We start from the raw sequence: 19,805 nt of genomic DNA on the forward strand, positions 1-19,805 counted from the left end.
CAGTAGATGGCGTGGGTTAAGTTTATCTGTTTGGTGCAGGTGCGGCTTCGGGCCGGATCCCTACCGGCTAGGACGCGAGGGCGTCTGCGCCGGCCACGATCTCGGAAAGCTCCTGCGTGATTTCGGCCTGACGGGCCGTGTTGCGAAGGCGCGTGTACTTCTTGATCAGTTCCGTTGCGTTGTCACCGGCCGACTTCATGGCGCGCTGGCGGGCCGCGAGCTCGGAAGCTGCGGCCTGCAGCATGGCTGCGAAGATGCGGGATTCGATGTAACGCGGAAGCAGGGCATCAAGGACCTGCTCGGTTTCCGGTTCAAATTCGTACAGCGGCAGCAGCTCGGATTCCGAGGCTGCTTCCTCTTCCACGACCTCGAGCGGGAGCAGACGGATGACCGTCGGTTCCTGCGTCACCATGGACTTGAAGCGGGTGTAGACGACGTGGATCTCGTCCACGCCTCCCTCTTCATACGCGGTAGCGAAGTCTTCGAGGAGGGCAGCACCGATTTCACGGGCGGTCCCGAATTCCGGCGCATCCGTGCCGCCGGTCCAAACGCGGGCGTATTCACGGTTGCGGAATTCGAAGTAAGCCTGCGCCTTGCGGCCGACCAGGTAAGACTTGATTTCCTTGCCTTCTTCGCGAAGCAGCTCGGTGAGGCCTTCGGCCTGCTTGAGCACGCTGGCGGAGTAGGATCCTGCAAGGCCACGGTCCGAGGTGATAACCAGGACTGCGGCCCGACGGATCTGCTCCGGCTCGGTGGTCAGCGGGTGGTCGATTTCGCTCTGAGTCGCGACAGCAGAAACGGCGCGGGTGATGGCGTTCGCGTACGGCAGTGAAGCTGCTACGCGGGCACGGGCCTTGCCAATGCGCGAGGTAGCGATCAGTTCCATCGCCTTGAAGATCTTGCGCATCGACGTCGTCGAGCTGATCTTCTGACGGTAGACCCGGATCTGGGCTCCCATACTTATCCTTTCCTAAGTTCCCGACGTACTGCCCTGCCGGGGCCCTTGCGGACCCCGGCAGAGCAGGTCATCGAAACTAGCGCTTCTGCTTGACGATCTTTTCCTGGTCGACGTCGCCGCCCGAGATCGCTTCGTACTCTTCGTGGCCGGCACCAACCAGACGGTTGTCGCCTTCACCGAAGAAGCCCTTCTTGAAGGAAACGATGGCTTCCTTCAGCGCTGCGGTGGTGTCGTCATCCAGGACGTTGGTCTGGGCCAGCGTGGTCAGGATGGAGGACTGGTGCCTCAGGTGCTCCAGGAACTCGGCTTCGAAGCGGCTGATGTCCTCAACCGGAACGTCGTCCAGGTAACCGTTGGTACCGGCCCAGATGGAGACAACCTGGTCCTCGACCGGGAACGGCGAGTACTGGCCCTGCTTGAGGAGCTCCATCAGACGTGCGCCACGGGTCAGCTGCTGACGGGAAGCAGCGTCAAGGTCCGAGGCGAACATGGCGAATGCCTGCATGTCGCGGTACTGCGCCAGGTCCAGCTTCAAGGTACCGGAGACCTTCTTCATGGACTTGACCTGTGCCGAACCACCCACGCGGGAGACGGACACACCAACGTCAACAGCGGGACGCTGGTTGGCGTTGAAGAGGTCCGACTGGAGGAAGATCTGGCCATCGGTGATGGAGATCACGTTGGTCGGGATGTAGGCGGAAACGTCGTTCGCCTTGGTCTCGACGATCGGAAGACCGGTCATGGAGCCTGCGCCCAACTCGTCGGAGAGCTTTGCACAACGCTCCAGCAGACGGGAGTGCAAGTAGAAGACGTCACCCGGGTATGCTTCACGTCCCGGCGGACGGCGGAGCAAGAGGGACACGGCGCGGTAAGCTTCGGCCTGCTTGGACAGGTCATCGAAGATCACCAGGACGTGCTTGCCGCCGTACATCCAGTGCTGGCCAATGGCCGAACCTGCGTACGGTGCCAGGTACTTGAAGCCGGCCGGGTCAGATGCCGGGGAAGCCACGATGGTGGTGTACTCCAGTGCACCGTGGTCTTCGAGCGTCTGACGGACGGCAGCGATGGTGGAAGCCTTCTGGCCGACACCGACGTAAACGCAGCGAACCTGCTTGTTGACATCGCCGGAAGCCCAGTTGGCCTTCTGGTTGATGATGGTGTCAACGGCGATTGCGGTCTTGCCGGTCTGGCGGTCACCAATGATCAGCTGACGCTGGCCACGGCCGATCGGGATCATGGCGTCGATAGCCTTGAGGCCGGTCTGCATCGGTTCGTGAACCGACTTGCGCTCGGTTACGCCCGGAGCCTGGAGCTCCAGGGCGCGGGTGGCTTCGGCCTTGATCTCGCCGAGGTCGTCAATGGGCTGGCCCAGGGGGTCAACCACACGGCCCAGGAAGGCGTCGCCAACGGGCACGGACAGGATCTCACCGGTGCGGTGAACTTCCTGGCCTTCTTCAATTCCGGTGAAGTCACCGAGTACGATCACACCGATTTCGCGGACGTCGAGGTTCTGGGCGAGGCCCAGGGTGCCGTCTTCGAAGCGAAGCAGCTCGTTCGCCATGACCGAGGGAAGACCCTCAACACGGGCGATGCCGTCACTGGCGGTGGTCACGCGACCAACCTCTACGCGCTCTGCGTTACCGGGTTCGTAGGACGCCGCGAACTCGTTCAACGCATTACGGACGTCGTCGGCGTTGATGGTCAATTCGGCCATCTGCAGTCCCTGCTCTCCTGTTTTCGTGATCATCGTTGCTCACGATGACCGGGTTTTATATCAGTTAGTTGTGCTTTGCCTGGTTAGCCGGCGAGCTGGCGGCGGAGTTCGGTCAGGCGGGCGATAACGGAAGCGTCCAGCACTTCGTCTCCCACCTGTACCCGGATTCCGCCGATCAGCGACGGTTCAACGTTGACGTTGACCTTCAGTTCGCGGCCGTACAGCGCGTTCAGCCCGGCCTGCAGTCGGCTGGCCTGCGTTTCCGTCAACGGACGGGTAACGCTGACGGTTGCAATCCAGCGCTGCTGACGCTTGGCTGCAAGCTTCGCGAAGGATTCGACGAGCTTGCTCGGCTTAACACCGCGCGGCGCCGTAACGGCCTGGCCGATGAGGACCTTGGCCTCCTCGCTGATGCCTGGAAGCAGCTTCCCGACAAGTGCGAGCTTGGCTGCGTCCGTTGCCTGCGGCTCAGACAAGGCACGTTGTACTTCGTGGCTGGAAGCGACAACCTGGTTGAAGGCAAACAGATCGTTTTCCAGCTCTTCCAGCCCCGTGATTCCGGAGGCAGAAACGGCCGACTTCTTTTCAGCTACGGCAATGACGACCGTGGCGGCAAGCGTCTCGAGTGCATCGCCGATATCACGAGCAGATGCCCAGCGTGAGCTGGCCAGTCCGCCTGCGATCTCAGCAGCATCAGCGGAGACTTTTCCGCCAACCAGCTGCTTGACCAGCGCCGACTTCTCGTCTCCGCTGCGGGACGGATCAGTCAGGGCGCGGCGCAAGCCAGCCGAGCTGTCCACCGTTCCCAGGATTCCGAAGAGGTCCTTAGCCAACTGCAGCGAGGCCAGAGGAAGCTTGGCTTCCAAGTCCGCCAGCGCCGTGGTCAGCGATTCGCTCGATATACCTGCCATTAGCTAGCTGCACCTGCGTTCTGGGTCTCCAGATCAGCCAGGAAGCGGTCAACAACGCGCGCGGCACGCTCGTCATCCGTCAGTGCTTCACCAACAATGCGACCTGCCAGCGTGGTAGCCAATGTGCCGACCTCGGAGCGGAGGGACACAACAGCAGCTGCGCGCTCCGACTCGATGGCTGCGTGTGCCTGCTCAGTAATGCGTGCAGACTCGGCAGCTGCCTTTGCCTTCAGGTCCGCCAGGATCTGGGCACCTTCGGCGCGTGCTTCCTCGCGGATGCGGTTGGCCTCGGCACGGGCATCGGTGAGCTGCTGCTTGTACTCCTCAAGAGCTGCGGAAGCCTCGGCCTGGGCCTGCTCCGCCTTTGCGATGCCACCTTCGATCGCTTCGGCGCGCTCAGCGAACGTCTTCTCGAACATCGGGACAATGAACTTGACCACGATGAACAGAAGGACTGCGAAGCCGACGAGGACAACGCCCATTTCCCAGACGTTGGGAACGAGCGGGTTTGCCTCTTCGCCTTCAGTGGCGGCTGAGATGATCAGCTGATTCATATTTCACCCGTCCTATCTACTCGGTTGCGGAATTCGCTGTTCTGAAGTTGAAACTAGAGAACGAAAGCGAAGACGAGGCCGAGGATGGCAAGAGCTTCGGTCAGTGCCAGACCAAGGAATGCGATCGGCTGCAGCACGCGCTGAGCTTCCGGCTGACGAGCAACACCGTTGATGTAAGCCGCGAACACGAGACCCACACCGATACCACCGCCGATTGCGGACAGACCGTAACCTACGAGGTTGAGATTGCCTTCCATTTTTTTCCTTTCAAGATGCCACCCGTGTGGCAGGTTGTTTGGTTTACTTCAATCCCCATCAGGGGAAGACTGTGTGCCTTAGTGGCTGTCGGCGTGCAGGGCGCCTTCGATGTAGATCGCGGTCAGCAGGGTGAACACGTAAGCCTGCAGCGCCATGATCAGTGCTTCGAGCATGTACATGGCGATCGCGCCGACGAGCACCAGGACCGAGGTTCCCTTGAGCAGGATGTTCTCCTGCATGACGAGGAACTCGATGCCGGAGCCGGCGAGCATGACGATGAGGTGGCCGGCCAGCATGGTGGCAAACAGACGGAGGCTGTGCGTTACCGGGCGGACCAGGAAGTTGGAGATGATTTCGATCGGTACGACGATCGGGAGGATGTACCACGGCACGCCCGAAGGAACGGTCGCAAGCTTGAAGTACTTCAGGCCGTTCTTCTTGATGCCGATGATGATCCAGGTGAAGTACACGATGCCCGCGAGGACGTAGGCGCCGCCGACGTGGGAGAAGCTCGGGAGCTGGATGACGGGAATGGCGCCGTAGATGTTGTTCACCAGGATGAAGAAGAACAAGCTGAACAGCAGGGGCACGTACTTGATGAAGTCTTTGCCGCCGATGATGTCCTTGGCGATGCTGTTACGGACGAAGCCGTAGGCCATCTCGCCTGCGAACTGCAGCTTGCCGGGGACCAGCTGCTGCTTCCGCGCGGCGGCCACAAAGAAGGCGGCGATAATGACGACCGACAGGATCACCAGCAGCATTTGCTTGGAGAAGCCGTCCGCAGCACCCCAAGGCAGGATTGCCGGCAGGTGCATTTCTTCGATTCCGGGTGGGGTGAAGGACCCCGAATCCTGGGCTGGGAGCGCAAGCGCGATCAACGCGTTTCCTCTCTGCTGTGTCCATCATTGGGCATTGGGCGGAAAGCGGACACACTCAATGCATCCCCATTCCATGTGAAATTATTTGGCATTACTGTTCCCGTCCTTGGACGGACCGCGGTCTGCGCTACTCTCGCCAGCAGAAGTGCGTTGCTTGGTGAGGCCGTGCATATGGGAAAGATAGAACCCTCCTGCGGCTCCAAGCAGAGCGCCAAGGAGCACAATCCAGCGGGTCCCCCACAGATTATCCAGTCCCCAGCCTATCAAACTCCAGACAATGATCCCGCCAATGATGTAGCTGAAGACCGCGATGCCGGCGTTGTATCCGCCGTCGTTCGAGGCTTCCGCCGGGTCACCGGCGTCATGGGAAACGGATGAGGTGTTGTCCGGAGAGGGCTTGCGCTTACGCAGTGGCATCCGGGCCGCCCTTCGGTTCTGTGGGGTCGTTGAAAATCTGCAGGCGTGCCTTGCTGAATCCGTAGAGTTCTGCAGCCTGCCATGCCACTACGCCCACGACGGCCCCGATGAGGAACCAGCGGCCGATGATCCAGTCAGGCCTGCCGAGGGCAAAAAGCACCACGGCGAAGCCCACGACCTTGACGAAATACGTCGCAACAAAAAGGCCAATGGCGCCGGAAGGATTTGCGCGGCCGACGAAGTGCCCTATCAGGAGGCTGATGGCGAAGAAGAGCATCACCAGCAAGGCACCGGCCGCCGTCGAAAGCGCGCCTTGCCCGCCGTCGATCATTGCTGCCACAACCAACGTCACGGCGGCAGCGATGCCGGAAGCCAGGGAGCTCAGCACCAGCAACCGAAGCCAAAGAGAGGAGATCCCACCAAAAATTCCATCGCCGCGGCGGCCGGACGCATGTCCGGATCGGGCGTTGGATGTCATGGGGAAACCAATCCTTGTGGCAGGGAGCCAGATTCTCAAAGCGGGGATACGGGCGAGTGACTGTCCGCACCAAGAATTCTACATGAGATAGAACTTCGGCCCTAACCGGACGTCATGGACTACTCCCCCGGCCGGGCCGTATGACGGGTAAAGTAGGGCCACGCGGTAATGGCCGCCATGACCAGGGCCGCAACGATGTCCACGATCAGGACGATCTGCCAGGGAAAGACGGCGAATGCCACGCCGCCGAAAGCAAGAATGCAGGTCCAGACGTAAAGCATCACGACGGCGGTGCGGTGCGAGTAGCCGAGGTCCACCAGCTTGTGGTGGAGGTGCCCGCGGTCTGCAGACCACGGCGATTGGCCGCGGGCCGTCCTGCGCACCACGGCCATGCCGAAATCAAGCAGCGGCAATGACAGCACGGCGAACGGCAACAGGATCGGAATGATGGTCGGAATACCGTTGGCCCGGTCATAGAGGCCGGACTCGATCTGTCCGGTGGCCACGACGCCGGCAGAGGCCATCAGGAGCCCGATCAGCATCGCCCCGGAGTCGCCCATGAAGATCTTCGCCGGGAACCAGTTATGCGGGAGGAAGCCGATGCAGCTGCCCACCAGGATGGCCATCAGGAGCGTTGCCAGATCGGAGTTGTCGGTGGAGGGGTTGTTCCGGTGGACCCAGTACGCGGTGAGGAAGAAGGCGCCCCCGCCGATCGTCGCTACTCCGGCGGCAAGGCCGTCCAGTCCGTCGATGAAATTCACCGCGTTCATGGTGGTGACGATCAGTCCGGCCGTCAGGGCGATCTGGACGAGTTCGGACTGGATGAAGACCGGTTCCGGAATGAAGGGAACCACGGACATGCGGACGCCCCAGATGGCCACGATCAAAGCGGCCGCGGCCTGGCCCAGCAGCTTGATCCACCAGCGGATGTCCAGGATGTCATCGGCAACTCCGACCGCCACGATGACCACCGCGCCGGCCAGGATCCCCCACGGGGCATCGTTCTGCCGGAAAATGTCCTTGACGAAGAAGGAGTTACCGGCCACCACCAGGGCAGCGAAGAACCCCGCAAAAATCCCCAGGCCCCCCAGCTTGGAGATCAGCGCCGAGTGCATGTCCCTGCTGCGGATGGGCTGGTACAGGCGAAGCTTATTGCCCAGGACCCGCGCACCCCAGGTGCCCGCGTAGGCCACCACGGCAGCCGTGAGGGCCATCAGCAGGTACATAATCATGATGCGGCTCCGGAACGCAGCGTCATCGACGCCGGAAAATGGTGGGGTTCGGGGCAGCTCGGTGTGGGGATTGCTGTCTTTGGATAAATGGAACTACTCCGTCGCCATGCCTGCACCGGCTGTGCCGAATGTTGCTGGTTTTACGTGGACTCTAGTAGACGATACTAATGCCAACGGCTCCGGGCGTCGGCGTGACGCAGCCGGAACCTGGTGACTTTTCGGGGATCGCCCGCGGCGCTGTTCCCTTAGCGGGGGCCGCTCTGGAGGTCCTGTTGGACGTCCCGCAGCGGGTAGATTCCCGCAAGCACCGACGCGTTGGAGCGCGGCGGCCTGTAGCTGTCGCGAACGCCCTTGGCGAACCCGCCCAACAGCATCTTGCGGTTGGGCGATGACGCGATGGTGCGTGCCCAGTTGCGCAGCGAAGCTCCGGTGAACAAGACCTTCTCCCACGGAGTCAAGGCATTCGACCGGGTATAGACCCACAGCTTGTTCCGGACCTCGTAGTAGAAGCGGGGACCTGGATCTGCTCCGGCGTCCCCGAACACCTTGGTGTGATGGTTGGCCACGGACGCGCCGCTGGCGAGGGCCACGCCGTGCCGTGAGATGCGCGCCGTGAACTCAAGATCGTCATTCCAGATGAAGTAGTCCGCAATGGGCAGCCCGTGCCGCCTGATCTCTTCGGCCCGGATCAAGACGGAGACAAACGACGCACTGCGGATCTGCGTCGCCCCGACGCGGGATGCTGCGGCGCGCGCGGCTTCACTGGCACCGATGCGGGGCCGCATCCGGTTCATGGGATGGTCGCGACCGTCGGTCCAGACCACGCGGCTCGCGATGAAGGCAGGGAGTACTCCCGTCGCGGCGCCGTAGCCTTCGGAGACATCCAGGGCTTCCCGGAGTGCGTTGGCCTGCGGCTCAGTGTCGTCATCCATGATCCAGACGTGGTCCGCAGCGTGGTCGAGGACGGCGCGCTCCATGCCAACAACGAACCCTCCGGCGCCGCCGACGTTGCTGCTCAACGTCACAAGGTCCGTCTTCAAGGGCCCGCCGTAGGCGCGCAGGTATTCTGCGGTTCCGTCCGTCGAAGCATTGTCCACAATGACGACGACGTCGGGCACTTGGGTGCCGGCAGCGATACCCGCCAACGTTGTCTCAAGGAGCTCTCGCCGGTTATAGGTGACCACGACGGCCACCACAACGGGATTAGACATTACTTCCCTTTGCTCGGGGACGGTTGGAAGCGGCGGCGCAGCAAGATGCCTGCCAACTTCCACGGTTCGACAAATACGCGGTAGGCCACCCGTCCGGGATGCAGGACGAGCCGCCACGCCCACTCGAGCCCCAGGCGGCCCAGCCAGCGCGGCGCGAGCTTTTGAACACCCGCCACCTGTTCAATCGCCCCGCCCACCGCGCAGTACACGGCGGGGGGCAACTGGTGGAGCCTGCGATTGAGGACGCTTTCCTGCAGGGGCATCCCCAGCCCGAGGAGCACCAGCTGGGGACGGAAATCGCCAAGCCAGTCCACCACGGCAGTTTCGAGGGCATGGTCCCAGTCCTCCCCGGGCATGCCGTCGACAGTCGCCGTCGGAATGATCGAACGGATCCGGGCCACGGCTTTTGTATTGGCATCCCGTCCTGCGCCAACCACGGCGACGCGTTCAAGGTTGTTGACCCTGCCGAGCTCCGGAATCCAATCCATGGAACCCAGCCGATAGTCCATGCTCCGCTGTCCACGTGACTTCAAGTGCGGCCGGCGCGCCGCTCCCCAGAGCATCGCCACGGGCGCTCCGTCGAGCAGGACAACCGCGCTGCCGTCATAGAGCGTCCGGAAATCCTGGCGCGTGTGGAAAAGGGTGACGCTGTGCAGGTTGTGGCCGAGCACCGTGCTCGTAGTGCCGTCACTGATCAGGCCTTCAAGTGCTTGGACGACGTCATCCGCGCGCAGCGGTGTTGCGTCGACGTCGAGGACGGGGACGCGCTGACGGGCCGGGATCATTCGGGCTTGGCTTCGCCGGCTGCATTGGACGGTGGCGCTACGTTCGCGGTGTCCGCTTCAGCGGATCCAGCGTCCGGCCGCGCTGCGTCCACGGGCGCTGCGTCTACGGGCTCTGCGTCCACAGGCGCTGCTTCTACGGGCTCTGCATCTGCAGGCGCCGCGTTTACAGGCTCCGCCTCCGGCGCCGTACTCCCGGCTTCTGCTTCGGCAGGCGACTCAGGTGCTGTTTCGCCGAAGCCCAGCACGGAAGGCACAATCTCCCGGAGGCTTTCCAGCGGGACGGCGCCTTGGCGCACCACCCGGAACGGCGTCCGGGTTGCGTCCACGATGGTGGACGGAACTGCGGCTGTGCCTTGGAGGGGCCGGAAGCCGCCTTCAAGGTAGACCTCAACGGACTCGGCCAGCTGCATTCGTGCCTCGGAAGCCGTCTGCGCTGCTTCCTGGCCAGTGCGGTTGGCCGATGAAACCGCCAAGGGACCCGTCAGCCCAAGCAACTCCAGGGCGAGCTCATCATCGGGCATCCTGAGGGCTACCGTGCCCTTGGTATCCCCGAGGTCCCAATCGAGGGAAGGCTGTGCGTGCAGGATAAGCGTCAGTCCGCCAGGCCAAAAAGCCTGCGCCAGCGCACGGGCGTCTGCCGGGACGTCGGTGGCCAGTCCGTCCAAGGCGTTGATCCTGGGTATCAGTACGGGCGGCGGCATCTGGCGGCTGCGGCCCTTGGAAGCAAGCAACATGGTCACAGCCAGGGGCGAGAAAGCGTCCGCTGCGATCCCGTAAACGGTGTCGGTCGGCAGGACGATGCACTTCTTCTCGCTGATGGCACGCTGTGCATGCTGAAGTCCCTCAGCCCGCTGGTCATCGGAAGTGCAGTTGTAGGTTGTGGTCACAGCGCTATTCTTTCACTCTTCGGTGGCCGTCTTCGCCAGCACCGCGCTCGTGGCCCGTTCCTTGCCGTTGAGGTCGAAGTGCGTGGTGATGTCCTGCCACTTGCCGGCACGCCCCAACATGCCGGCTATCCAACCGGCTTGGACTTCGGCGTGTTCCATGACGAAGTACCCCCCTGGTTTCAGCAGGCGGGCCGCCGAGGCCGCTGCCGCCGTCGGAAGTTCCATGCCGTCCGCTCCCCCGCCGTACAGGGCCTCAGGGGGATCGTGCAACGCCACTTCCGGTTCATTCGGGATAGCTTCGGCGGGTATGTAGGGCGGATTGGAGACGACGACGTCAAAGGTTCCGTCATGTTCGACCAAGGCATCCCGCAGGTCTCCTTCAACGAGGATGACTCCCAAAGGCTCGAGGTTCCTTGCGGCCCAGGCAAAAGCCAAGTGGCTGAACTCCACCGCATGGACTTCCGAACCCGGCACTTCGTGTGCAATGGAGCCCGCGATGGCACCTGAGCCGGTGCCGAGGTCCGCTACTTTGGGACGGTCAAGAGAGGCGATCCGGTCGATGACCAGCTGCACCACGGATTCAGTCTCTGGCCGGGGAACAAAAACACCGGGGCCGACGTGCAGTTCCAGGTGCCGGAAATAGGCGACGCCGGTAATGTGCTGCAGCGGGACGCGCGAGGCACGTTCGGCCACCAGGGAGGCGTAGCCCTCGGGCGCCGGGGTGGTGCCCAACAGCATGGCCCGGAGCCGCCCCAAACCGACACCGAGCAGATGGTCGGCAAGCAATTCCGCGTCGACGCGCGGACTGGGGACTCCGGCATCGGCCAGAACGGCTGTGGCCTCGCGAACCGCGTCCGCGAGGCTCTGGCCAGGGTGAAACGACATGGTTACCTGCGTCCGGCTGCTATTCGCCGATGGCATCCAGGCGCGACTGTTCATCCATCTCAATGGCGGATTGGATGACCGGTTCCAAGTCACCGTTCATGACGGCGTCAAGGTTGTATGCCTTGTAGCCGGTGCGGTGGTCGGCAATGCGGTTTTCCGGGAAGTTGTACGTACGGATGCGCTCGGAACGGTCCATGGTGCGGATCTGGGACTTGCGCTGTTCGGAGTTGGCGGCGTCGATTTGCTCCTGCTGGTGGGCCAGGAGGCGGGCACGGAGCACGCGCATGGCGGCTTCACGGTTCTGCAACTGCGATTTCTCGTTCTGCATGGCCACAACGATGCCCGTCGGCAAGTGGGTGATGCGGACAGCGGAGTCGGTGGTGTTGACCGACTGTCCACCCGGTCCGGACGAACGGTAAACGTCGATCTTGAGATCGTTTTGGTTGATCTCGATTTCCTCGGGCTCGTCCACTTCGGGAAGCACCAGGACACCGGCGGCGGACGTGTGGATGCGGCCCTGGGACTCCGTGACCGGAACACGCTGCACGCGGTGGACGCCGCCCTCGAACTTGAGGCGGGCAAAGACACCCTCAGCGGGATCGTTGGAGTTGCCCTTGATGGCCACGGAAACGTCCTTGTAGCCGCCCAGGTCCGATTCCGTGGCGGAAATCATTTCAGTCTTCCAGCCTCGGGATTCGGCGTAACGCATGTACATGCGCAGGAGGTCCCCGGCGAACAACGCTGCCTCGTCGCCGCCTTCACCGCCCTTTACTTCGAGGATGACGTTGCGGGCGTCGTCAGGATCGCGGGGAATCAGCAACCGGCGCAGCCGCTCCTGGGCCGCGGGGATCTGCTCCTCGATCTGGTCCACCTCGGCAGCAAAGTCGGGGTCCTCGGCAGCCATTTCCTTGGCCGCTTCGAGGTCATCATTGAGTCCGCGCCACTTGTTGTACGCCTCCACGATGCCCTGAAGCTGGGCAGACCGCCGCCCCAACTTACGCGCCAGCGACTGATCGGCGTAGACAGCAGGATCGCTCAACCGGGCCTGGATGGCAGCATGCTCATCCAGAAGTCCCTGTACGGACTCAAACATTCTCAAACCTCTTTCGACTTGTACAAGTCTAATAACTGCATCGTGTGGTCACTGACAGCCCATGGAGGGTGGGCCGAACGCAGACGAGCCGCTGATTCTGCTGCCCCGGGAGTGGCTTCGGGCCTGCCGGAGCCGGGCGGCTTGGGATCGAAGATCGCAAGCCACCCGGCGAAGGGGCGGGGGCAGCAGTATCAGCGGCTCATTGGAGCAGCTATTTGTCGTTGTCCGACTTCGCTCCAAGCGTCGTCTTCTGGACCTGCATGAGGAACTCGACGTTGCTTTGCGTTTCCCGGATCTTGTTGGTCAGCAGTTCAAGGCTCTGCTGCTGTTCCAGGCCGGAGAGGACCCTGCGCAGCTTCCACATGATCTTGACCTCTTCCGGGGAGAGCAGGTTCTCTTCGCGGCGGGTACCGGAGGCGTTGACGTCCACGGCCGGGAAGATGCGCTTGTCAGCCAACTGGCGGGACAGGCGCAATTCCATGTTGCCCGTGCCCTTGAACTCTTCGAAGATGACCTCGTCCATCTTGGAACCGGTTTCCACGAGGGCCGTTGCCAGGATGGTCAGCGAACCGCCGTTTTCGATGTTGCGGGCGGCGCCGAAGAAGCGCTTGGGCGGGTACAGGGCTGCGGAATCCACACCACCGGACAGGATGCGTCCGGAGGCCGGTGCTGCGAGGTTGTACGCACGTCCGAGTCGGGTCATGGAATCGAGGAGGACAACAACATCCATGCCCATTTCAACGAGGCGCTTGGCACGTTCGATCGAAAGTTCGGCGACCGTGGTGTGGTCGTCTGCAGGCCGGTCGAAGGTGGAGGCAATGACCTCACCCTTGACGGTGCGCTGCATGTCGGTGACTTCTTCAGGGCGTTCGTCAACCAGCACCATCATGAGGTGGACCTCAGGATTGTTGGTGGTGATGGCATTCGCGATGGACTGCAGGATCAGCGTCTTGCCGGCCTTGGGCGGGGAGACGATGAGGCCACGCTGGCCCTTGCCGATGGGAGCCACGAGGTCGATGACACGGGGGCCGATCTTCTTCGGGTCCGTTTCGAGGCGGAGTCGCTCCGAGGGGTAGAGCGGCACAAGCTTGGCGAATTCAACGCGGTCCTTGAGCTCCTCGGGAGTCTTGCCGTTTACCGACGTGACCCGGACCAGGGCGTTGAACTTCTGGCGGGACGACTGCTGGTTGCGGTCTTCGCCTTCGCGCGGCGCACGGATGGCACCGACCACGGCGTCGCCCTTACGCAGGTTGTACTTCTTGACCTGGGCGAGCGATACGTAAACATCGTTGGCTCCCGGAAGGTAGCCGGAGGTGCGGATGAACGCGTAGTTCTCCAGGACGTCCAGGATGCCTGCGACGGGCAGCAGCACGTCGTCTTCAGTGACCTCGACGTCGTCTACGTCCGGTCCCTGGGAACGTCCGCGGCGGCGCTCATTGCGGTCACGGAAGCGTTCGCTGCGGCTGTTGCCGTCGCGGCTGTCCTGGCCTCGGCGGTCGTTCTGCTCGTTGCGGTCGCGACGGTTGCGGCGGTTACGGCGGTTGCCGCCGTCTTCGCCGTCGTTGTCGTCACGGCGGTTGCGGGAGTTGTCGCGGCGTTCACGCTGCGGCTGTTCACCGGCTTCAGCCTGTTCGCGCTGCTCGGCACGGCCTTCACGCTGGTCGGCGCGGCTTTCGCGGCCTTCACGCTGCTCTGCACGGCTGTCGCGGCCTTCACGCTCAGTGCGCTGTTCAGCGGACCGCTGCTCGGCCTGCTGCTCCGTACGCGGTTCGGCAGCGGGTGCCTCTGCCGCCTCGGCTGCAGCGGCGGCTTCACCACGACGGCGATTGCGGGTGCGGGGCTGACGGCGCTCGGCAGGAGCTTCCGCGGTTTCGGCCGCAGGAGCGGCCGTTTCTTCGGTACGTGCGGCTTCAGCGGCGGGAGCCGATCCAGCCTCTGCCGTTGCCGCAGCGGCGGCTTCGGCCGCAGCCACGACGCCATCGCTGCTTGCCCGGCGGCTGCGTCCACGTCCGCGTCGCGGTGCTTCCTGGGGAGCTGCTTCGCCGGCGGTTTCGACTGCGGGAGCCGACTTTTCCGGCTGCTGCTCAACGGCAGGAGCTTCCTTGGGGGCAGCTGCAGCGCTTCCCTTCGACGGTGCCTTGGCAGGCGCCTTGGTGGCTGGCGTGCCGGCACGGTGGGCGGAAATTGCGTTGACAAGGTCACCCTTGCGCATCCGTGATCCCCCGGAAATGCCCAACTGGCTGGCAAGAGCCTGGAGTTGGGCGAGCTTCAAGCCGGCAAGGCCGCTGCTCTTGGTGGTTGCGGCCGTTGACGACTCGGCAGCAGAAGATGTGGTGTCCACAGCTGAAGCCAGCTCAGTGGTTTCTGTCACGAAGGATCCTTCCCCCTCGACGGCGTCCGGAGCGAGAGCCGGACGCGATGATTTGTTCCGGGCTGCAGTTCAGATCTGCAGCCTATGGTTTCGGCCGTGCCTGATGGATTGTGGCCAACAGGGCCGGATACTGATCGTCTTCACTGGATCCAGTTGCCCGGACAACCGGCTGACTTAATCAGGGAACAGAGAGAGTTCTGCGGCACCTGAGACAGGCCGGAAAGAGACGGCACCGCCAGACGTTGGTGCAGTTGACGAAAGGGTACGGCGATACTGCCGAGATCCAAAATCAGGGAACTGCCCGCGGCTTTACCGCCGGTGCACTTCCACTCTAGCACCTTCAACGTCCACAGCCAGCGTCATCACGCGCCAAGCAACGTCGGGTGTGTTGGCCGAAGTAAAGGCGTCGATGTGGGCGGTGACTGCTGCGGCCTCGGCCTCGCCGTTGGCGAGCACCATGACAGTGGGTCCTGCACCGGACACGACGGCGGCGAACCCGGCTGAGCGCAAGGAGGAAATCAGGTTGGCGCTCGGACGCATTGCCTCCGCCCGGTAGCTCTGGTGGAGGTAATCCTCAGTACCCGGGAGCAGCAGCTCCGGCTTGCTGGTCAGGGCATGGACCAGCAACGCTGCCCGTCCCGAGTTCATGGCTGCGGCATGGTGGCCCACCGAGGCGGGAAGAAGGCCACGCGCAGTTTCGGTGGAGAGCTCAAAATCCGGAACGGCCACGACGGGAACCACTGATGCCGCGACGTCCGCGCGCGTGCTGCTGTACTGCTCGCTGTCCTGCCATGACAGCGCCAACCCGCCGAAAATTGCGGGTGCGACGTTGTCAGGGTGGCCTTCAATCTCGCTGGTCAACTGCAGGATCCAGTCACGGTCCTGGCGGGCCTCGTCCGGAACCATGGCGTTGGCAGCGGTCACGGCAGCAACCACGGCGGAGGCGGAAGAACCCAGGCCACGGCCATGCGGGTTGACGTTCTCGGCAATGATCTTCAACCCGTTGCGCTGGAACCCGAGCCGGTCCAGGGCCAGGTCGATGGCGCGGACCACCAAGTGGGAGGAGTCCCGGGGAAGTGTTTCCGCTCCCTCTCCGGAGAGCTCGAACTCGAGCTCTCCGGAGGAAAGGGTTTCCACGGTCAGGGTGTCGTAGATGGACAAGGCCAGGCCGAGGCTGTCGTAGCCGGGGCCAAGGTTGGCACTCGTACCGGGCACCCTGACCGTCAGGCGCTGGCCGGCCGCGACCTCTGTTCGATCAGTCGCGGTGGGCTGCGTTGTTTCCACTCTTACTTTTCTTCCAGTCCCAGTTCTGCTGCAACAGTGACGACGTCGTTGGGCACCTTGACCGGCTGGACATCGCTGCCGTCCTCGGTACGCAGGGCCCACTGCGGGTCCTTCAGGCCGTGGCCGGTGACGGTGATGACGATCTTGTTGCCGGACGGCACCTCACCTGCGGCGTGCTTCTTGATCAGGCCGGCGACGCCTGCGGCCGAGCCGGGTTCAACGAAGACGCCTTCCTTGGACGAGAGCCAACGGTGGGCGGCGAGGATTTCCTCGTCCGTCACGGCCTCGATCAAGCCGCCCGATTCGTCGCGGGCCGCAACAGCGGTTTCCCACGAGGCCGGATTGCCGATGCGGATGGCCGTGGCAATGGTGTCCGGCTCGGTGATGGGATGGCCGGCGACGAAGGGGGCGGCACCGGCAGCCTGGAAGCCCCACATGGCAGGGGTCTTGGTAGAGACTGCGGCCAGCGTGCCGTTGGGGGTCTCGAAGGGGGCGGAGTACTCCTTGTAGCCCTTCCAGTAAGCACTAATGTTGCCGGCGTTGCCTACGGGCAGGACGTGGATGTCCGGTGCGTCGCCCAAGGAGTCCACCACTTCGAAAGCACCGGTCTTCTGGCCCTGGATACGGGCAGGGTTCACCGAATTCACCAGGAACACCGGGTAGGACTCGCCCAGTTTCCGTGCGATGTCCAGGCAGTTGTCAAAGTTGCCGTCAACCTGCAGCAGCGTGGCACCGTGGGCGATGGCCTGGCTCAGCTTGCCCATGGAAATCTTGCCCTCGGGAACCAGGACAGCGCACTTGAGGCCGGCGGCCGTAGCGTAGGCAGCTGCCGAAGCGGAGGTGTTGCCGGTGGAAGCACACACAACGGCCTTGGCCCCGGCCTCTACCGCAGCCGTCATGGCCATGGTCATGCCACGGTCCTTGAAGGAGCCGGTGGGGTTCATGCCTTCGACCTTGAGGTAGACCTCGGAGCCGGTGAGCTCGGAAAGCTTCTGCGCGTGGACAAGCGGCGTACCGCCCTCGCCGAGGGTAATGACCTTCGTGGCTTCCGTTACAGGCAAACGATCAGCGTATTCGCGGATTACTCCGCGCCATTGGTGAGCCACTTAGACCCCTTCTACCCGCAGTACGGATGTCACAGAATTGATAACGTCAAGGCCCTTCACGGCCTCGACGGTTGCTGCAAGTGCAGCTTCGGATGCACGGTGCGTCACGATCTTCAGCTCAGCCGACTCCACAGCGGACGAAGAGTCCCGGTGGATCGTCTGGCGCATGATCTCGATGGAGACGCCGTTCTCCGCGAAAATGTGGGCGATGCGGGCCAGGACCCCGGGTTGGTCGGCGACGTCGAGGCCAATGTAATAGCTGGTAGTCGAGGCTTCCACGGGAAGGGGCTGGACGTAACCGGTTGTCGTCTCCGTGCGGCCCGGGCCGCCCAGGACGAGGCGGCGCGCGGCCGACACTAGGTCGCCCAGTACGGCGGAGGCGGTTGGCGTTCCGCCCGCCCCCTGGCCGTAGAACATCAGCTCTCCAGCGTTTTCAGCCTCGATGAATACCGCATTGAAGGCACCGCGGACGGCTGCCAGCGGATGCTCGCGCGGCAGCAGCGTGGGGTGCACGCGCACTGAGATGCCGCTGCCGTTGTCCGGGGACTCGATTTTTTCGGCGATGGCCAGGAGCTTGATGACAAAGCCGGCTTCCTTGGCGGAGGCGATGTCCGAGGCCGTGACCTTGGTGATGCCTTCGCAATAGACGTCGTCCAGCGAGAAGCGGGTGTGGAAGGACAACGATGCAAGGATCGCGGCCTTCGCGGCAGCGTCATGCCCTTCGACGTCGGCCGTGGGATCGGCCTCGGCGTAGCCAAGGCGCTGGGCCTCGGCCAAGGCGTCGGCGAACTGGGCACCCGTGGTGTCCATCTGGTCCAGGATGAAGTTGGTGGTGCCGTTGACGATGCCCAGGACGCGCGTGATGCGATCGCCGGAAAGGCTGTCCCGGATGGGCCGCAGGATGGGGATGGCTCCGGCCACGGCGGCCTCATAGGAAAGCTGGACGCCTGCCTTGTCCGCTTCTTCGTACAGCGTAGGTCCGTCCTGCGCCAGGAGTGCCTTGTTGCCGGTCACGACGCAGGCACCGTTGCGGACGGCAGTCAGGATCAGCGAGCGGGCAGGCTCAATCCCGCCCATGAGTTCAATGACAAGGTCCGCGTCCTTGACGAGGGTCTCTGCGTCGGTTGTGAAGAGCTCCCTCGGCAACTCGACGTCGCGCGGGGTATCGATGTTCCGCACGGCAATACCGGACAGTTCCAGTCGGGCGCCGCTGCGGGCGGCGAGGGCGTCGGCGTCGTCAATAAGAATCCGCGCGACCTGGGCCCCCACGTTGCCACAGCCCAGCAGGGCCACCTTCAGGTTTCGCACTTCAGACATTCGCCACTCCCATGTCGCGGTTCAAGAGATCTTCTTCGGTTTCCCCGCGGACAATCAGCCTGGCGGCTCCATCGCGCACTGCGACGACGCCCGGCCGGGCAAGGTAGTTGTAGTTGCTGGAGAGGGCCCAGCAGTAGGCGCCGGTACCCGGTACTGCGAGCAAATCACCGGCTGCCACGTCCGCGGGCAGATATACATCTCTAACAACTATGTCGCCGCTCTCGCAATGTTTGCCCACTACGCGGGACAGCTGCGGCTCCTCCACAGAGCCGCGGGACGCCAAAACTGCCGAATAATCCGCGTCGTACAGCACCGGGCGGGGGTTGTCGCTCATGCCCCCGTCCACCGACACATAGCGGCGCGGATACGTAACGTTTCCGTCCCCGTCCTGGCCGTTTCCGGAATCGACCCGGACGGTTTTGAGCGTACCCACCTCGTACAGGGTGAAGGTTGTGCTGCCAACGATGGCCCGGCCAGGCTCGATGGAAATCCGCGGGGCTTCCATGCCGAGTTCGGCACACGTAGCGCGGACGACGGCGGCCATTGCCTCTGCGATCTCCGCCGCGGGCCGCGGGGTGTCCACGGGCGTGTAGGCGATTCCGTAACCGCCGCCAAGATCAAGTTCAGGCATGACAATGCCGTACTTGCCCTGCATGGCGGCCTGGAAGGCGAGCAGCTTCTGCGCCGCCAGGGCGAATCCGTCCGGTTCGAAGATCTGCGAACCGATGTGGCAGTGCAGGCCCAGCAGCTCAATGCCGGGAGCGGAGACCGCAGCGGCGACTGCTTCTTCCGCCGCAGACAGCCCTGCTTCACCGGTGGTGTCCCCGGCCATCGACAAGCCGAATTTCTGGTCTTCGTGGGCCGTGGCAATGAACTCGTGCGTGTGTGCGTGCACCCCGGGAGTGAGTCGCAGCATGATTTTGGCTGCTTCTCCGCGTCCGGAGGCAATCCGCGCGATCCGCTGGAGTTCATCGAGGCTGTCCACCACGATGCGGCCAACCTTCATGTCCAGCGCGCGGTTGATCTCGGTGTCGGATTTGTTGTTGCCGTGCAGGCTCAACTTGCTGCCGGGAATCCCGGCCCTGGCAGCAACCGCCAGTTCACCGCCGGAGCAGGTATCCAGGCGGAGGCCCTCCTCCGCAACCCACTGGGCAACGGCCGTGCACAGGAAGGACTTGCCGGCATAGTAAACGTCCACTCCCCCGCAAATGTCTGCGAAAGCCGCATCGAAGGCGTCCTTGAACCCGCGTGCGCGAACGCGGAAGTCCGTTTCGCTCATGACGAAGAGCGGTGTGCCGAACTGTTCCTTCAGTTCGCTGACGGTAATACCGTCAATGGCAACCTCGCCTTCCGCAGTACGGTCGACGCCCGCCGCCCACAGGGGTGCCTGCAGGGCGTTCAGGTCCTCCGGCACGGCGAGCCACTCCGGAGCAAGCGGGGACGCGTGTGAAGCCTTGGTGGTCATC

At 63.4% G+C, this 19,805-nt stretch carries 19 protein-coding genes; all 19 read right to left on the bottom strand.

Annotated features, from left to right (window positions below):
- Positions 1 to 67: 67 nt before the first annotated feature.
- Positions 68 to 958: a F0F1 ATP synthase subunit gamma gene (locus QN084_RS02835; RefSeq protein ID WP_021470994.1), complete on the bottom strand. Its 891-nt coding sequence runs from the start codon at positions 956 to 958 to the stop codon at positions 68 to 70.
- Between the two features lie 76 nt (positions 959 to 1,034).
- Complete coding sequence (gene atpA / locus QN084_RS02840; RefSeq protein WP_021470995.1) at positions 1,035 to 2,672, bottom strand: F0F1 ATP synthase subunit alpha; 1,638 nt, start codon at positions 2,670 to 2,672, stop codon at positions 1,035 to 1,037.
- A gap of 83 nt (positions 2,673 to 2,755) precedes the next feature.
- Positions 2,756 to 3,583 carry a F0F1 ATP synthase subunit delta gene (locus tag QN084_RS02845; RefSeq protein WP_021470996.1) on the bottom strand — a complete coding sequence of 276 codons (828 nt, stop codon included), beginning with the start codon at positions 3,581 to 3,583 and terminating at the stop codon, positions 2,756 to 2,758.
- Positions 3,583 to 4,137 carry a F0F1 ATP synthase subunit B gene (locus QN084_RS02850; protein ID WP_021470997.1) on the bottom strand — a complete coding sequence of 185 codons (555 nt, stop codon included), beginning with the start codon at positions 4,135 to 4,137 and terminating at the stop codon, positions 3,583 to 3,585. The genes QN084_RS02845 and QN084_RS02850 overlap by 1 nt, the downstream gene beginning before the upstream one ends.
- Positions 4,138 to 4,190: 53 nt before the next feature.
- The gene (gene atpE / locus QN084_RS02855) at positions 4,191 to 4,394 is read right to left on the bottom strand and encodes an ATP synthase F0 subunit C (RefSeq protein ID WP_009356484.1); all 204 of its coding nucleotides are present in this window, start codon (positions 4,392 to 4,394) and stop codon (positions 4,191 to 4,193) included.
- A 78-nt stretch (positions 4,395 to 4,472) separates the two neighbouring features.
- The gene (atpB, locus tag QN084_RS02860; RefSeq protein WP_021470998.1) at positions 4,473 to 5,273 is read right to left on the bottom strand and encodes a F0F1 ATP synthase subunit A; all 801 of its coding nucleotides are present in this window, start codon (positions 5,271 to 5,273) and stop codon (positions 4,473 to 4,475) included.
- A gap of 81 nt (positions 5,274 to 5,354) precedes the next feature.
- The gene (locus tag QN084_RS02865) at positions 5,355 to 5,690 is read right to left on the bottom strand and encodes a hypothetical protein (RefSeq protein ID WP_021470999.1); all 336 of its coding nucleotides are present in this window, start codon (positions 5,688 to 5,690) and stop codon (positions 5,355 to 5,357) included.
- Positions 5,677 to 6,168 (bottom strand): Cg1360 family ATP-synthase-associated protein, encoded by a 492-nt coding sequence (locus QN084_RS02870; RefSeq protein ID WP_062097166.1) that lies wholly within the window; start codon positions 6,166 to 6,168, stop codon positions 5,677 to 5,679. Before QN084_RS02870 ends, QN084_RS02865 begins: the two co-directional genes overlap by 14 nt.
- 119 nt (positions 6,169 to 6,287) lie before the next feature.
- Positions 6,288 to 7,400, bottom strand: coding sequence for an MraY family glycosyltransferase (locus QN084_RS02875; RefSeq protein ID WP_062097168.1), 1,113 nt, complete (start codon positions 7,398 to 7,400; stop codon positions 6,288 to 6,290).
- Between the two features lie 245 nt (positions 7,401 to 7,645).
- Positions 7,646 to 8,611: a glycosyltransferase gene (locus tag QN084_RS02880; protein WP_069695146.1), complete on the bottom strand. Its 966-nt coding sequence runs from the start codon at positions 8,609 to 8,611 to the stop codon at positions 7,646 to 7,648.
- Positions 8,611 to 9,396 carry a WecB/TagA/CpsF family glycosyltransferase gene (locus QN084_RS02885; protein ID WP_021471003.1) on the bottom strand — a complete coding sequence of 262 codons (786 nt, stop codon included), beginning with the start codon at positions 9,394 to 9,396 and terminating at the stop codon, positions 8,611 to 8,613. The genes QN084_RS02880 and QN084_RS02885 overlap by 1 nt, the downstream gene beginning before the upstream one ends.
- Positions 9,393 to 10,283, bottom strand: coding sequence for an L-threonylcarbamoyladenylate synthase (locus QN084_RS02890; protein WP_069695147.1), 891 nt, complete (start codon positions 10,281 to 10,283; stop codon positions 9,393 to 9,395). The genes QN084_RS02885 and QN084_RS02890 overlap by 4 nt, the downstream gene beginning before the upstream one ends.
- A gap of 12 nt (positions 10,284 to 10,295) precedes the next feature.
- Positions 10,296 to 11,168 carry a peptide chain release factor N(5)-glutamine methyltransferase gene (prmC, locus tag QN084_RS02895; protein WP_069695148.1) on the bottom strand — a complete coding sequence of 291 codons (873 nt, stop codon included), beginning with the start codon at positions 11,166 to 11,168 and terminating at the stop codon, positions 10,296 to 10,298.
- Positions 11,169 to 11,187: 19 nt separating this feature from the next.
- Positions 11,188 to 12,261, bottom strand: a complete 1,074-nt coding sequence (gene prfA, locus QN084_RS02900) for a peptide chain release factor 1 (RefSeq protein ID WP_021471006.1) — start codon at positions 12,259 to 12,261, stop codon at positions 11,188 to 11,190.
- Positions 12,262 to 12,472: 211 nt separating this feature from the next.
- On the bottom strand, positions 12,473 to 14,632 hold the full coding sequence (gene rho, locus QN084_RS02905; protein ID WP_069695149.1) for a transcription termination factor Rho: 2,160 nt from the start codon (positions 14,630 to 14,632) through the stop codon (positions 12,473 to 12,475).
- 309 nt (positions 14,633 to 14,941) lie between these two features.
- On the bottom strand, positions 14,942 to 15,916 hold the full coding sequence (thrB, locus tag QN084_RS02910; protein WP_021471008.1) for a homoserine kinase: 975 nt from the start codon (positions 15,914 to 15,916) through the stop codon (positions 14,942 to 14,944).
- Between the two features lie 2 nt (positions 15,917 to 15,918).
- A complete protein-coding gene (thrC, locus tag QN084_RS02915) occupies positions 15,919 to 17,022 on the bottom strand; it encodes a threonine synthase (protein WP_069695150.1) in 1,104 nt (367 codons plus the stop codon).
- Entirely contained in the window at positions 17,023 to 18,339 is a 1,317-nt protein-coding gene (locus QN084_RS02920; RefSeq protein WP_069695151.1) for a homoserine dehydrogenase, read from the bottom strand.
- Positions 18,332 to 19,804: a diaminopimelate decarboxylase gene (gene lysA / locus QN084_RS02925; RefSeq protein ID WP_062097180.1), complete on the bottom strand. Its 1,473-nt coding sequence runs from the start codon at positions 19,802 to 19,804 to the stop codon at positions 18,332 to 18,334. Before lysA ends, QN084_RS02920 begins: the two co-directional genes overlap by 8 nt.
- Position 19,805: the final 1 nt, after the last annotated feature.

The sequence above is a fragment of the Paenarthrobacter sp. R1 genome, from assembly GCF_030264015.1.
Lineage (GTDB): Bacteria > Actinomycetota > Actinomycetes > Actinomycetales > Micrococcaceae > Arthrobacter > Arthrobacter ureafaciens.